Source organism: Nonomuraea sp. NPDC049152 (assembly GCF_040648355.1).
In the GTDB taxonomy this organism is placed as follows: Bacteria; Actinomycetota; Actinomycetes; order Streptosporangiales; family Streptosporangiaceae; genus Nonomuraea.
Genome location: NZ_JBEZDO010000021.1, coordinates 91,322 through 104,350 on the forward strand (window position 1 = coordinate 91,322; position 13,029 = coordinate 104,350).

Here is a 13,029-nt window from a genome sequence, read left to right on the forward strand (position 1 = left end):
CCTCCCCGGTACGGCGGTCGGCTCCCTCACGGGCTCGTCGGAGAGCAGCCCGTGCCGCGAGCCGCCGCCGTACTGGGGAGTCAGAGCAGATCCACCGAGACGGCGCCCGCCGACTCGAGCGCCTCCGTCCAGAAGCTCTCCAGCAACGGGAAGCGGTCCGGGTTCGAGCCCTTCTTGCGCAGGAAGCCATGGACGGCCACCTCGTACCCGGTCAGATCGGGCAGCAACCGCGCGTCCCTGAGCTCCTTGATCTTCTGCTTCCTGGCAGCCTCGCCCAGGTCCAGCTTGTTGACGTTCAGATCGCCCCTGTTGTTGATCAGATCGCTGAACACGATGATCCGGTGCGCCTTGTCAGGCTGCCGCCGGGCGCCCATCTGCTTCACCACGTACCGGAGGGACCCGAGCACGTCCGACCCCTCGCCCTCGGCCGGGCAGTCGAACAGCTTGGCCGCGCGGGGCTGCACCTGCGTCACCCTGTGCTCGCGGATCCGCTCCTCCACGACCGGGTTGTCGTTCGGGTTCTCCCTCGCGGACGCGGCCACCGCGACCGGGTCCTCGCGGCACGTGCTGCTCTCCGACGAGCCCGTGACGGCGGCGAAGCCCACCCAGTCACACCCGTCCACGAAGGCCGGCAGCTTGGAGCTGACATCGGTACGGCTGGCCGCGGGGTCGGCGTAACTGGTGGAATCCACGATGACCCCGCACACCGCCCTCGCCTCCGTCCCACAACCCGCTACCCCCATGCCGACCAGCCCGACGGTCACCAACCCGGCAACCCACCGCCCCCGCCTCATCGCTCTCCCGCCGCCTCGCCCGCCCTGAACGCATCCCCACGCCCGCCCCCCGACTCGGGGCCGGATCCCCGCGGGTCCTCACTCCAGCCCCTCGGATCTCGGCCGGGGCCTCGCTCTGCCTCGTCTCGCGGGTTCTCGCGCCAGCCCCTCGGATCTCGGCCGGGGCCTCGCTCTGCCTCGTCTCGCGGGTTCTCGCGCCAGCCCCTCGGATCTCCGTCGGGGCCCGGGCCCGCCTCGTCCCGCGGGCCGCCGCCGTCCTTCTGCGCGGCGCCGCCCTGCGGGTGCTCGCCTACCTGTGGCCTCTCGCCACCTTCGTCTTCCGGGAGGTCGGCCGGAGCCCCCGGTGGAAGCTCGCGCCACCCCCGCCCTCGGGGAAGCTCACCCACCCCCCGAACCTCGCTGTGCCAGATCTCGATCCGGTGCTCGACCTCCTCCAGCAGCCCCCCGATCTCCTCCCTGGACGAGACGGCGGTGACCCCGTCCCCCACGGAGTCCATCGCCACCACCTCGCCCTTCCACAGCGAGGGAATCTCCTCCCGGCGCGGATGCGCCCCCATCACCCCACGCCGGTAGGCGGCGATCACCTGCTGCGCCCACGCGTGGATCGCCTCCACCTCGTGGTTGCGCTCCACGAGCATGCCGTCCCACTCCCGCGCCAGCTGCTCGATGCGCGACCGTGCCCCGTGGATCCGATCGGACGCCTCCCGCAGCGCCTCCCGCCGCGCCCGCTCGGCCCGCCGCCACCGGGCCTCGGCGATGGAGATGAACGGATCCTCCTCGGCCCCACCCACCCGCCCGCCATCGCGGGACGTACCACCGCCGCCGTCAGCAGCCGACCTCCCCACACCAGTGGCCGACCTCCCCACACCACCAGCCCCCGGATCGCCACCAGGCCCCGCATGGTCGCCCTCGGCTCCAGGACGACCACCCTCGAAAGCCCGGCCGCCTGCCGCCCAGCCGTTCGGCGACACCCCTGGGTAGAGATCCGCCCTCCCCGTCTCCCTGAACACCGTCTCCCGCGCCAGACTGACCTCCCGTAACAGGTCCGTACGGCGAGCCGCCACCTCCTGGTCCACCCGCGCGATCCGCTCCCGCGCCCGCGACCTGACCTCGAAGAGGAAGGCGGGCTGGCAGTCAGGGTCGGTGAAGTGCCGTAACGGGTGCTCCCTGGCGTCTCTCGAGCCCTGCCGGTGAGCCTCTTCCCGCTCGCGATCACGCTCGGCGAGCGGGTCGCCCGACCCCCGCTTGAACAAGCGTGACAAGAACGCCATCCGCGTCTCCCGGCTCTGCCGGAACGGTCTCCGGCCCGAGTGTCCCTAGATCCCCACACTAATCGGTCATCCTGCGCCCACAGCATGAAATTTGGCGGCTTGTCTGACGTGAAGGGTCACCCGGTGACGTGAGTGGTCCTCTCCAGGTCTTCGTCGTTTCCGCCGGGAGAGCAGCCGGTCGCGCCGCGAGCGCAGCGTGCGTATGTTGCGCGCACACATTCTGCTGCGTACAGTGTTCGCGTAAAGAGAACGGCGTACGCCGAGCTGAAGGAGAAGTGCCATGTCGAAGTCGGCCAGCTGGAACATGAAGGGCACCTGGGACCAGAAGGGCGCCTGGGAGACCCAGGGCCGCTGGGAGGAGAAGGGCACGAACGCGGGCCTGTCTCAGGCGGGGCTGCGCCGGATGCGTGAGGTGCTGGCCGGGCACGTGGACTCGGGAGCGGTCCCCGGGCTGGTCGCCCTGGTCGGCCGGGGCGACGAGACCTACGTCGAGGCGATCGGCACGATGCGCATCGGCGGCGGCGCGCCGATGCGGAGGGACACGATCTTCCGGATGGCGTCACTGAGCAAGCCGATCACCGCCGCCGCGGTGATGATCCTCATCGAGGAGTGCAGGCTGCGGCTGGACGACCCGGTCGACACCTGGCTGCCCGAGCTGGCCGACCGGCGGGTGCTGACCCGGATCGACGCCCCGCTGGACGACACCATCCCCGCCCACCGGTCGATCACCGTCCGCGACCTGCTGACCTTCACCTTCGGCTTCGGCGTGGTCCTGGCCCCGCCGGACACCCATCCCATCCAGGTCGCGATGCGCGAGCTCGGTATGGACGGCACCACGCTCGCCGCGGGACCCGACGAATGGATCGCAGGGCTCGGCAGCCTGCCGCTGATGTACCAGCCGGGCAAGCTGTGGCAGTACCACACCGGCTCCGACGTGCTCAGCGTCCTGATCCCGAGGGTGGCAGGCCAGCCGTTCGGCACGTTCCTGCGCGAACGGCTGCTCGACCCGCTCGGCATGACCGACACCGGCTTCCACGTACCCGCAGACAAGATCCACCGCCTGCCCACCAGCTACGCCCACCAGGAAACCGGCGAGCCGGTGGTGTGGGACGAAGCCGAAGGCGGCAAGTACAGCCGGCCCCCTGCGTTCGAGGCGGGCGGCGACGGGCTGGTCTCCACCGTCGACGACTACCACGCCTTCTACCGGATGCTGCTCAACAAGGGCACCCACGGCGGCGAGCGCATTCTCTCCAGAGCCTCGGTCGAACTGATGACCATGGACCACCTCACCCCCGAGCAGAAGGTCGAAAAGGACGCCTTCGGCGACCACTTCGGCAGGCACGGCGGCTACGGCTTCGGCATGGCCGTCCGCACCCACCGCCGCGACCTGGCGTCCGTGGGCCAGTTCGGCTGGGACGGCGGCCTGGGCACCACCGCCTACGCCGACCCGGCCGAAGGACTCACCGGGATCCTGCTCACCCAGGCCGCGATGGACTCGCAGGACACGCCCCGCCTGCACCGCGACTTCTGGACCACCGCCTACCAGACGCTCGACGATTGATCGTCGCTGCCGTCCGCGCACCGACAAAGGAGCGATGTCGAAGACCATGAGCCTGGTCGCGGACGGCGGGTCGGACGAGGAGAGCCCGCGGCCGTCACGGGTTCACCGAGGCGCAAGGCCGGAGGCCCGGTCCGGCGCATCGGTCGCGGCCTGGCCTGGGCGCTCTGAGTACTGATCGTTCTCGCGCCGACAGTGCCCCCTGGTTCCGCGGATGGCCGATCCAAGCGTGACCGTCTTCTCCGCCGAGTACCGCCTCGCGCCACCGCCGCGCCGGCAGGACGCGATCGAAGACGTCAAGTGCGCGCTCGGCTGGATCCGCGCCACGGCGGGGGAGTACGGCGTTGCGCCGTCGAACGTGTCGATCGCCGGTGACTCCGCGGCGGCCAGCTCGCCCTGATCGCCGCCACCACTCTCGGTCCCGGGCAGTTCCGCCCGGCCTGCGACGTCCCCGAGGCGGGCGTCCCGGCCACGGTTGTGACCATCCCCTGGGCCGAGCACAACTTCACCGGCCACTGGAGCAGCTGGGGCTCCCAGCTCCTACGGCCACTGGTCTAGAAGTTCCTGCGGGAACACGCCCTCGACCGGTCCTGAGCCAACGGCCCACACAAGCGGCCGCCGAAGAGGAGCGGACGATGATGCCCCGCACCTCGCTCTCTTCTGGTCTGCCGGGATCATGGTCAAACGTCGCCCGATCTCCCGCCCGGGACTGCGGCGGGTCTCAAGCGTTCCAACAGCATGGCGATGGAGCTGCTGGAAGCAGTTCATCTCAGGCATGCACTATTCGCGCGGCTTCGAGACGTAATTGGTCCAGAGATCGACGGCCTCTTGCAGATCGAGAGCCGCTACGGTTTCCCGGGCCATACCCACCGTGTGCACCAGTCGATCTGCGAGCCAATCCGGAACAGGCTCGCGTGTAGGCGGCTCATCTGCCGCGACGCCTCCGGCTAGTTCACCGAGCCGTTCGATCACAGTAGTTAGCTTGGCGAACTCAGGACGGTTCGAACCAGCAGCGAGCGCACGCTCAGCGGCCTCGGTGTAGATTTCCGCATCAGCGCGGGCTCCCACTGCCCATACCTCGCAGATCTCCACCGCCTTGTCCTCGGTGATGCGATAAACGATGCGCCAGGTGTTTCGGCCGACCACGCGCTTGCGATAACCCGTCAGATCTCCCCCGAGGGGGTAACCGGCTTCGGGGTTGTCGAGAAGGAGCAACACTTTCTTCAAGACCTTGGGCGCCACGTCGGGACCCAGCCGGCGAAGGTCGTCGACGGCGGCGTCAGTGAAGACGATCTCGGCCATCGGTCACTCGTCGTCAGGCAGAGACGCCAATGACTCGCGAGTATGGCCAAAGGCGGCGATCACCTCGTCAAGGGGAGTGCGGTGACCTGTGTCTGTTGCCGCGCGCGCGAGTACCAGGGCCAGGTCGCGGAGATCAGCGGCGGCCTCTTCCAGCTCTGTCAGGCGGCGGATGCTGACTACGGCCGCCACAGGCTGGTGGCGGCGGGTCACCACGAGGTCCGCCCCATGCTCGGCATCCGCTACGAGCTTGGCCACCCCACGCTGCGCCGCCTCCGTGACAGTTAGCTCGCGAGCATGATCCAGCATTGCCATGAGAGAAACTGTACAGAAATCTATACAGTTCGGCATGGGGCCCTCTGGGGCTTCCTCCCGGTCACCCGTTTCCTCAAATCCTCAAGCCCGGGATGTAGCAAGGGGGCAACTCACGCCCACCCGCGATACCCGCACACCTCATGGGAAGGGAAGCGGCATAGGGGCGGCGCGGGTAACCGGCCGCGCGACCGGGGGGTCCGGGGGCGGGCAGGCCCTCGGCGAGGGGAACGGGGGAGCTCGGCTCCCCCGTAGGACCAGCCCGAAGCGTCACGACGCGCGAAGCGCGCCTCTAGCGAAAGGCCACGCCTTGGCGGCGGGTCAGCCCTTCTCCGCCTCGCCGGTCGCCTGCTCCAACGCCTCCTCGGGCGAGGCCTCCAGGTCCTGCTCGGCGTCCGCGCTCGCCTGCGCCGAAGCCTTGTCCAGCCGTACCCAGCTGGTCACGCTCTCCACCGCGAACAGCACGAGCAGGTAGCCGGTGAGCACGTACAGGACAGGGGTCAGGATGCCCAGCGCCGCGCCGGCCGTGATGATCAGCAGGCGGACCTCCCAGCCAAGGCCGGCCATGAACACCCAGGTGGGCGGCCAGATGCTCTGCCTGGTCCGGTAGACGGTGTCGTAGGTGTGGTAGCCGACGACGTACAGCAGCACGAACAGCAGCCACTTGGGCGCGTCGTAGGTCAGGCCGATCAGGATGAGCGCGAGGAACTCGGTGCCGCGCAGCAGCGGCGGCACCAGCCAGTCGAGGCGGCCGAGGTGGTCGCGGGCCCCGGTGGGGAGCACGAGCACGATCATGACGCCGACGGAGATCAGCGGCGACAGGCCCGCGACGGCCAGGCCGATGGTCGCGAGGAGCGCGATCAGCAGCATGGGGACCGGCGGGAAGCCCTTGCCGAGGCGGGGGGCGAGGGCGTGGACCAGCGGGCCGTCGTCGCGGTAGGCGAGCAGCCTGGCGGTCTGGATGCGCCGCCGTTCCTCGTCGGGGTCGGGAACGGCGGTGGCGTTGGCCTGCGGCTGAGTGATCATGCGAGTGACCTCATGACGCGTCCTGTGACGGTGTAGGCGGCGGCGACGCTTCCCCAGATCAGCAGGGTGATGAAGGTGACCCGGGCGTCGAAGAGGGCGGCGGTGATCGCGATGGCCGCGAACCGCTCGCCGATGGGGAACACGACCATCTTGCGCGCCCAGTAGACGAAGCGGAACCTGCCCGCCTTGGACCACATCTTGAGCAGGCCGCGGATGCCGGAGCTGCGCTCGACCTTGCGCCGCTCCAGCGCCTTGCGCAGGCCGCTGTCGTCGGGCGCGGTCAGCGGGGTGGTGGGCAGCGGGGACGGCGGCTTGCGCCGGTTGGCCGCGCCGAAGGAGAAGTCGAGCAGGTGCTTGACCGACTGCAGGGCGAGCGCGGCCAGCGCCAGGATCCAGATGTCCTCGCTGTGGCCCGCGACCACGTAGCCGACGGCCAGTCCGGCGAAGACGACGTACTCCTTGAACCGGTCGAACGTCGCGTCCAGCCACGCGCCGAGCACGCCGAACTTGCGGGCGTAGCGGGCGACCTGACCGTCGACGCAGTCGAAGACGAAAGCGAAGTAGATCAGCACGCCGCCGGCGACCATGCCGAGCCGCTGGCCGGTGGCGAAACAGGCCGCGGCGGCCACGCCGAGGAAGATGGAGATCAGCGTGACCTGGTTGGGCGTCAGCCCGCGCCGCGCCGCCCAGCGGGCGATGAAGCGGGAGTAGGTGCTGACGAAGTAGGTGGTGAAGAAGCCGTCGGCGCCCTTGACCGCGTTGTTGAGCCTGGCGCGGTCCTCGTCCATGCCGTGCATCTCGCTGGCGGCCTCGTTGGCCTCCGCCTGGGTGGTGATGCGGCGGAAGAACAGGTCGCGGCGGCCGCGGATGCCGACGGAGACGCCCTTGCGGACCAGGCCGAAGACGACCAGCTGGACCAGGTCGTCCTCGGGGCCGAACAGGTGGGCCAGGTCGGCGAGCTCGCGGCAGGTCTCGGCGAGCACGGGCGCGTTGCGCGCGGTGAGGTGGAGCGGGCCGAGCAGGACCGCGTTGGGCCTGGTGACGGCGTGGTGGGCGGTGCCGACCGAGATGACGCGCGACTTGCCGACGCGGGTGCGGACCATGAGCCCTTCGAGGCTGGCGTGGCCGATCTCGGGTTGGGCATCCTCGATGGGGACGTCGTAGGCGATCCGCTCGCCGTTCTCGTCCTCCTCGCGCGGCTCCTTCGCCACGAGAGCGATGGCGCCGCGCTTCGCCTTGGTGATCTGGTAGATCAGCTCGTCGTGGACGGCCGAGTTGGTGGGCAGGAGGAGGAGGTTCTCCTGGGCCGACTCGGCGACCTCGGCGAGGGCGCGCAGGGCGGTGGCGAGATCGGTGCGCTCGATCAGAGCCGGCTGCGGGTCGAGCGAGAGCGCCTGGTCGCGCAGTCGCTCGCCCACGGTGGGCGAGCCGGGTAGAGCGGCCAGCCTGAGGCCGGTCGGAGCGGTGTCAGGGCCGGGCGAAGAGCCCAGCAGGACCACGCGGGTCATGTCACCCTTTCGAGGCAGTTGCGGGGGGTCGAACAACAGGTAAACCAGGGGCAGGCGTCAAAGTCTAGTGAGACTTCGGCAAAGCCGGTCCACCCCAAGGTCACCCTAGACTGGAGCGGTGAGCCTCTACCGTGACGAGGGCGTCGTCCTGCGAACCCAGAAGCTGGGTGAGGCAGACAGGATCGTGACCCTTCTCACCAAGCGCACGGGCAAGGTGCGCGGCGTCGCCAAGGGTGTGCGCCGCACCACCTCCAGATTCGGCGCGCGCCTTGAGCCTTTCACGCATGTCGATCTCCAGTTGCACGTGGGGCGCACACTGGACGTGGTCACGCAGGCGGAGACCATCCACCCGTACGGCGAGTCGCTGGCCCACGACTATCCCCGCTACACGGCGGGCAGCGCGATGCTGGAGACCGCCGACCGCCTCACCCAGGGGGAGAAGGAGCCGGCGCTCAGGCAGTTCCTGCTGCTGGTGGGCGGGTTGCGCACGCTGTCCGACGGCAGCCACGAGCCCAGGCTGGTGCTCGACGCCTATTTCCTGCGCTCGCTCGCGGTCGCCGGTTACGCGCCCGCGCTGCAGGAGTGCGCCAGGTGCAGGGCTGAGACGGTGCGGGCGTTCGCCATCGTGGCGGGCGGAGCGGTGTGCGGGGCGTGCCGTCCCGCGGGCGCCGCCGTACCCGCTGGAGAGACCCTCGCCCTGATGACGGCGCTGCTGCGCGGCGACTGGGCCATGGCGGACGCCTCGGAGGCGCGCCATCGCACGGAGTGCAGCGGACTGGTCGCCGCCTACCTGCAGTGGCACCTCGAACACGGCATCCGTTCTCTCCGCCACGTAGAAAGGGAACCAGCACGGTGAACGTCCGTCCTCCCACCCCGCACCCCTCGGGTGCGGTGCCCCCGCCCATCCCGCGGGACCTGGTGCCGAAGCACGTCGCGATCGTCATGGACGGTAACGGCCGATGGGCCAAGCAGCGCGGCCTGCCGAGGACGGAGGGGCACAAGGCGGGCGAGGCGTCGCTGTTCGACGTCATCGAGGGCGCGCTGGAGCTGGGCGTCCCGTACCTGAGCGCCTACGCCTTCTCCACGGAGAACTGGAAGCGCTCGCCCGACGAGGTCCGCTTCCTCATGGGCTTCAACCGTGACGTGATCCGCCGTCGCCGCGACGAGTTGAACGCGATGGGCGTGCGGGTGCGCTGGGCGGGCAGGCCTGGACGGCTGTGGAAGAGCGTCATCTCCGAGCTGCAGGACGCCGAGGAGATGACCAGGAACAACCGCACGCTCACCCTGCAGTTCTGCGTCAACTACGGCGGCCAGGCCGAGATCGTCGACGCCGCGGTCAAGCTCGCGCACGACATCGCGGCGGGCAAGGTCAAGCCCGGCAAGGTGACCGAGAAGGTGTTCGCCCGCTACCTCGACGAGCCCGACATCCCCGAGGTCGACCTGTTCGTCCGCTCGTCCGGTGAGCAGCGCTTCTCCAACTTCCTGCTGTGGCAGTCGGCCTACGCCGAGATGGTCTTCCTCAACAGGCTCTGGCCCGACTTCGACCGCAGGGACCTGTGGGAGGCGTGCGAGATCTTCGCCAAGCGCGACAGGCGATACGGCGGAGCGGTCCCCAACCAGGTGGTGTGAGGCCGGGCGGCGCCCGGCTGACGCGGGGAGAGTCAGCCCCGGCGGGCGCGGGCCCTGCGCTTGCCCTCGTGCATGGCCTGCACCCTGGCGACGGGGATGGTGTGCCCCTCCTCGACGAGGTCGGCGGGCAGCCGCTGCGGCTCGGGCATGAGCTCGGCCCACGGGTCGCCGTCGCCGGCCAGTTCGGCGGCGGTGCGGACGGTGAAGTCGGCGGGTGTGACCCGATCGAGGTCAGCCCATGCCACGGGGAACGACACGGTCGCTCCAGGGCGGACGCGCGGGCTGTAGGCGGCCACGACCGTCGCCCCGCCCGCCCTGGTCGAGTCGAGGAAGACCTTGCCCTCGCGGTCCTCCCTGATGAAGGCCGTGGTGGCGAGGGCGGGGTCGAGGCGCTCGGCCCGCGCGGCGAGAGCCCGGGTGGCGGCGGCGACATCCGCCATCGCCATGCCCTTCTCGAGCGGGACGAAGACGTGCAGTCCCTTCGCGCCGCTGGTCTTGACCGCCCCGGACAGCCCGGCGTCGTCCAGCGCCTGGCGGATCAGCCCGGCGGCGCGCACCACCATCGGGAAGTCGTCGGCGACCGGCGGGTCGAGGTCGAGCACGAGGTGGGTGGGGTGCTCCCAGTCGTCCGCGCGCACCAGCGTCGGGTGGTACTCCACCGCCCGCTGGTTGGCGAACCACAGCAGGGTCCTGCGGTCGTCGCACAGGGCGTAGGAGACCTCCCTGCGCGACGTCTCCGCCCACAGCGTGACCCTGCGAATCCACGAGGGCGCGTAGGACGGAACATTCTTCTGCATGAACGGCGCCTGGCCCGCCCGTACCCTGACCACCGACAGCGGTCGCCCCCGCAGCGCGGGCACGACGCGGTCGCGCATGGCGTCGAGGTAGTCGACCAGATCGCGCTTGGTCACGCCCGCGTCGTCGAACAGCGGCTGGTCGAGATTGGTCAGCGAGACCTCGTCCCTGACCTCGTCGGTGGTCACCTGATCATCATGCCCGGCGCCGCGCCCGGTATGCGGCGACATGCATGCGGTTGCCGCACGTACGGCTGTCGCAGTAGACGCGTGACCTGTTGCGCGACTCGTCCACGAAGACGTGGTCGCAGTCGGGCGCCGAGCAGGTGCGCAGCCGCTCCCACTCACCCTCGACCAGCAGGTGCGCCAGCGCGATACCGCAGTCGGCGGCCAGGTGCTCGGCCAGCGAGGCGTCGGGCGCGAAGTAGTGCATGTGGAGCGGATGACCGTCGTGCTCGGTCAGGCGCGGAGTGATGCGCGTGTCCGCGAGCAGCGCGTTGACCAGCCGCAGCGCGGTGGCCTGCTCGGTCGCGGTGAAGACGCGGTGAAGGTCCTCGCGCAGCATCCTGACCTGCCCCAGGTCCTTGGGGGTGAGGGTCTGGATGCCGCTGACCTGGCGCGCCCTGACGAACTCGGCGAGGTCGTCGAGGTCGCTGAGGCCTTCGTCGCCTCCGGTCGCCGGTGAGGTGTTCACCAGGTCGACGACGGTGGCGAGCGAATACACCATGTCATGGCCAAACGGCATGTCAGCTCCTGTCGTGGCCTACTCCAGCGTGGGGGCACAGCGTATCTCCCGCGCGGGGTGCCAGGGGGCTTCCTCTGGTTCACATACCCGTTTCCGCGCCCTTCGGACCGCCGCGGACTCAGGAGGCGCGTACGGCGGCCGAGCAGGAGGCGCAGGTGCCGAAGACCTCGACGGTGTGGGTGACCTCGGTGAACCCGTGATCGGCGCCGACGGCCTCGGCCCAGCGCTCGACATCGGGCCCGGCCACCTCGACCGTACGGCCGCAGCGGCGGCAGACCAGGTGATGGTGGTGGTCGCCGCTGGCGCAGGCCCGGTAGACCGACTCCCCGTCGTCGGTGCGCAGCACGTCGACCTCGCCGCCGTCGGCCAGCGCCTGGAGCGCCCGGTAGACCGTGGTCAGGCCGATCTTGGCGCCGTCGGAGCGCATCTCGGCGTAGACGTCCTGCGCGCTGCGGAAACCGTCGCTCCTGCGAAGGGTGTCGTGAACGGCATCGCGACGAGTGGTCATGGGTTGCTCTCCTGGGTTCGGCCTCGCCGTACGAATCTACCGACCCCGAGGGCCAGCACGAAGCCGGCGAGAGCGAGAAGCACGATGGCGGCGCCCGGCGGCACTTTGGCGGAGAAGGTGGAGCTCAGCAGCCCGCCCACGGCCGCCACGACGCCGAAGACCATCGACAGCAGCATGGTGGCCCGAAAGCCCCTGGTGAACTGCTGGCTGGTGGCCACAGGGATCACCATGAGCGCGCTGACCAGCAGCAACCCCACCACACGCATGGCGATCACGACGGTGAGCGCGGCGGTGACGGCGATGAGCAGGCTCAGGAACCGCACGGGCAGTCCGCTGGCCTTGGCCACCTCCTCGTCCTGGCAGAGCACGAACAGCTCCCTGCCGAAGACCGCCACGACCGCGATCACGGCGACGGCCAGCGCGCCGATGACCCACAGATCCTCGCCGGTCACGCTGGCGATCGCGCCGAACAGGTAGGAGGTCAGCTTGGAGTTGCTGCCCCCTGGGGCGATCGAGATCAACATCACCCCGCCCGCGATGCCGCCGTAGAACAGCAGCGCCAGCGCGACGTCACCACTGGTACGGCCGCGCGCCCGCACCAGCTCGATGGCCACCGCGCCGACGACCGACACCAGGACGGCGGTCAGCACGGGCGCGGTCCCGGTGAGGAAGCCGAGCGCCACGCCGGTCAGCGCCACGTGGCCGATGCCGTCGCCGAGCAGGGCGAGGCGGCGCTGCACGATGAAGGTGCCGACGAGCGGCGCGCAGAGCCCGACCAGCAGCGCGGCGATCACCGCCCGCTGCATGAAGGGAAGCTGGAGCAGCTCGATCACGCCTCTGCCCGCCATCCCGCCAGCGGGCCCCCGACGGGCTCCTCGGCGTGGGGGTGGACGTGCTCGTGCCCCGGTTTGGCGCAGTCGCCCTCGGGCCGCGGCGGCACCCCGTCGTGGGCGATCACGCCGTCGCGGACGACGACGCCCCTGGTGATGAGCGGCTCGAGCGGGCCCAGCTCGTGCATGACGAGCACGATCGTCCTGCCTTCGGCCACCAGCGTGGTGAGGGTGTCGGCGAGCAGCCGCTGGCTGCCGGCGTCGACGCCGGCGTTGGGCTCGTCCATGACGTACACGTCGGGCTCGCCGGCGAGCGCGCGGGCGATGAGCACCCGCTGCTGCTGGCCGCCCGACAGGTTCTGGACCGAGTCGCCCGCCCTGTCGGCCAGCGCCACATACTCCAGCGCGTCCTCCACGGCCCGCCGGTCGGCGGCGGTGGTCGGGCGCAGGCGGCGCTGGCGCGCGATCCTGCCGGACGCGACGACCTCGCGGACCGTGGCGGGCACGCCGCCGCCCACCTGGAGCCGCTGGGGCACGTAGCCCACGCGCCACCACTCGCGGAACCTCGCGGGCGGCCTGCCGTACAGGAGGGTCTGGCCCCCGGACAGGGGAGTGAGGCCGAGCATGGCCCTGACCAGGGTGGACTTGCCCGATCCGTTGGCCCCCATGATGGCGACGACCTCGCCGGAGCAGACGGTCAGATCCACGCCGCGAAGCACGGACCGGCGGTCCAGGGTCACCTGACCGCCGGTCAT

At 70.4% G+C, this 13,029-nt stretch carries 15 protein-coding genes; 4 read left to right on the forward strand and 11 right to left on the reverse strand.

Annotated elements, in window-relative coordinates; all coding sequences use genetic code 11:
• Positions 1–80 precede the first annotated feature (80 nt).
• Both AB0B45_RS32690 and AB0B45_RS32695 read right to left on the reverse strand, forming a co-directional pair.
• Positions 81–692: a hypothetical protein gene (locus AB0B45_RS32690; RefSeq protein WP_358138450.1), complete on the reverse strand. Its 612-nt coding sequence runs from the start codon at positions 690–692 to the stop codon at positions 81–83.
• A gap of 98 nt (positions 693–790) precedes the next feature.
• Positions 791–2,065 carry a hypothetical protein gene (locus tag AB0B45_RS32695; protein WP_358138452.1) on the reverse strand — a complete coding sequence of 425 codons (1,275 nt, stop codon included), beginning with the start codon at positions 2,063–2,065 and terminating at the stop codon, positions 791–793.
• A gap of 280 nt (positions 2,066–2,345) precedes the next feature.
• Here AB0B45_RS32695 and AB0B45_RS32700 point away from each other — a divergent pair, with 280 nt between their 5' ends.
• Together AB0B45_RS32700 and AB0B45_RS32705 are read left to right on the forward strand one after the other, a co-directional pair.
• Positions 2,346–3,626 carry a serine hydrolase domain-containing protein gene (locus AB0B45_RS32700; RefSeq protein WP_358138454.1) on the forward strand — a complete coding sequence of 427 codons (1,281 nt, stop codon included), beginning with the start codon at positions 2,346–2,348 and terminating at the stop codon, positions 3,624–3,626.
• Positions 3,627–3,837: 211 nt separating this feature from the next.
• Entirely contained in the window at positions 3,838–4,023 is a 186-nt protein-coding gene (locus AB0B45_RS32705; protein WP_358138456.1) for an alpha/beta hydrolase fold domain-containing protein, read from the forward strand.
• Positions 4,024–4,403: 380 nt separating this feature from the next.
• Here the strand turns inward: AB0B45_RS32705 and AB0B45_RS32710 are convergent, their stop codons facing one another.
• The 4 genes from AB0B45_RS32710 to AB0B45_RS32725 all read right to left on the reverse strand — a co-directional run bounded on the left by AB0B45_RS32710 (position 4,404) and on the right by AB0B45_RS32725 (position 7,768).
• Positions 4,404–4,925 (reverse strand): type II toxin-antitoxin system RelE/ParE family toxin, encoded by a 522-nt coding sequence (locus AB0B45_RS32710; RefSeq protein ID WP_358138458.1) that lies wholly within the window; start codon positions 4,923–4,925, stop codon positions 4,404–4,406.
• A 3-nt stretch (positions 4,926–4,928) separates the two neighbouring features.
• Positions 4,929–5,237, reverse strand: coding sequence for a type II toxin-antitoxin system prevent-host-death family antitoxin (locus AB0B45_RS32715; protein ID WP_358138460.1), 309 nt, complete (start codon positions 5,235–5,237; stop codon positions 4,929–4,931).
• A 318-nt stretch (positions 5,238–5,555) separates the two neighbouring features.
• On the reverse strand, positions 5,556–6,260 hold the full coding sequence (locus AB0B45_RS32720) for a DUF5941 domain-containing protein (protein WP_358138461.1): 705 nt from the start codon (positions 6,258–6,260) through the stop codon (positions 5,556–5,558).
• A complete protein-coding gene (locus AB0B45_RS32725; protein ID WP_358138463.1) occupies positions 6,257–7,768 on the reverse strand; it encodes a CDP-alcohol phosphatidyltransferase family protein in 1,512 nt (503 codons plus the stop codon). The genes AB0B45_RS32720 and AB0B45_RS32725 overlap by 4 nt, the downstream gene beginning before the upstream one ends.
• A gap of 118 nt (positions 7,769–7,886) precedes the next feature.
• On the opposite strand from AB0B45_RS32725, the gene recO reads away from it, so the two are divergent.
• Entirely contained in the window at positions 7,887–8,624 is a 738-nt protein-coding gene (gene recO, locus AB0B45_RS32730; RefSeq protein ID WP_358138464.1) for a DNA repair protein RecO, read from the forward strand.
• Positions 8,621–9,397, forward strand: a complete 777-nt coding sequence (locus tag AB0B45_RS32735; RefSeq protein WP_358138466.1) for an isoprenyl transferase — start codon at positions 8,621–8,623, stop codon at positions 9,395–9,397. Before recO ends, AB0B45_RS32735 begins: the two co-directional genes overlap by 4 nt.
• Before the next feature lie 32 nt (positions 9,398–9,429).
• Here the strand turns inward: AB0B45_RS32735 and ligD are convergent, their stop codons facing one another.
• The 5 genes from ligD to AB0B45_RS32760 form a co-directional block, all read right to left on the reverse strand.
• The gene (ligD, locus tag AB0B45_RS32740; protein WP_358138468.1) at positions 9,430–10,380 is read right to left on the reverse strand and encodes a non-homologous end-joining DNA ligase; all 951 of its coding nucleotides are present in this window, start codon (positions 10,378–10,380) and stop codon (positions 9,430–9,432) included.
• A 7-nt stretch (positions 10,381–10,387) separates the two neighbouring features.
• Positions 10,388–10,936: a CGNR zinc finger domain-containing protein gene (locus AB0B45_RS32745; protein ID WP_358138470.1), complete on the reverse strand. Its 549-nt coding sequence runs from the start codon at positions 10,934–10,936 to the stop codon at positions 10,388–10,390.
• 118 nt (positions 10,937–11,054) lie between these two features.
• The gene (locus AB0B45_RS32750; RefSeq protein ID WP_358138471.1) at positions 11,055–11,444 is read right to left on the reverse strand and encodes a transcriptional repressor; all 390 of its coding nucleotides are present in this window, start codon (positions 11,442–11,444) and stop codon (positions 11,055–11,057) included.
• Entirely contained in the window at positions 11,441–12,277 is an 837-nt protein-coding gene (locus tag AB0B45_RS32755; protein ID WP_358138601.1) for a metal ABC transporter permease, read from the reverse strand. The genes AB0B45_RS32750 and AB0B45_RS32755 overlap by 4 nt, the downstream gene beginning before the upstream one ends.
• Entirely contained in the window at positions 12,274–13,029 is a 756-nt protein-coding gene (locus tag AB0B45_RS32760; RefSeq protein WP_358138603.1) for a metal ABC transporter ATP-binding protein, read from the reverse strand. The genes AB0B45_RS32755 and AB0B45_RS32760 overlap by 4 nt, the downstream gene beginning before the upstream one ends.

Excerpts from the sequence above, each read along its gene's own strand:
- AB0B45_RS32695 (WP_358138452.1), bottom strand. The coding sequence starts at position 2,065 with ATGGCGTTCTTGTCACGCTTGTTCAAGCGGGGGTCGGGCGACCCGCTC.
- AB0B45_RS32700 (WP_358138454.1), top strand. The coding sequence starts at position 2,346 with ATGTCGAAGTCGGCCAGCTGGAACATGAAGGGCACCTGGGACCAGAAG.
- AB0B45_RS32705 (WP_358138456.1), top strand. The coding sequence starts at position 3,838 with ATGGCCGATCCAAGCGTGACCGTCTTCTCCGCCGAGTACCGCCTCGCG.
- AB0B45_RS32710 (WP_358138458.1), bottom strand. The coding sequence starts at position 4,925 with ATGGCCGAGATCGTCTTCACTGACGCCGCCGTCGACGACCTTCGCCGG.
- AB0B45_RS32715 (WP_358138460.1), bottom strand. The coding sequence starts at position 5,237 with ATGGCAATGCTGGATCATGCTCGCGAGCTAACTGTCACGGAGGCGGCG.
- AB0B45_RS32720 (WP_358138461.1), bottom strand. The coding sequence starts at position 6,260 with ATGATCACTCAGCCGCAGGCCAACGCCACCGCCGTTCCCGACCCCGAC.
- AB0B45_RS32725 (WP_358138463.1), bottom strand. The coding sequence starts at position 7,768 with ATGACCCGCGTGGTCCTGCTGGGCTCTTCGCCCGGCCCTGACACCGCT.
- AB0B45_RS32745 (WP_358138470.1), bottom strand. The coding sequence starts at position 10,936 with ATGCCGTTTGGCCATGACATGGTGTATTCGCTCGCCACCGTCGTCGAC.
- AB0B45_RS32750 (WP_358138471.1), bottom strand. The coding sequence starts at position 11,444 with ATGACCACTCGTCGCGATGCCGTTCACGACACCCTTCGCAGGAGCGAC.
- AB0B45_RS32760 (WP_358138603.1), bottom strand. The coding sequence starts at position 13,029 with ATGACCGGCGGTCAGGTGACCCTGGACCGCCGGTCCGTGCTTCGCGGC.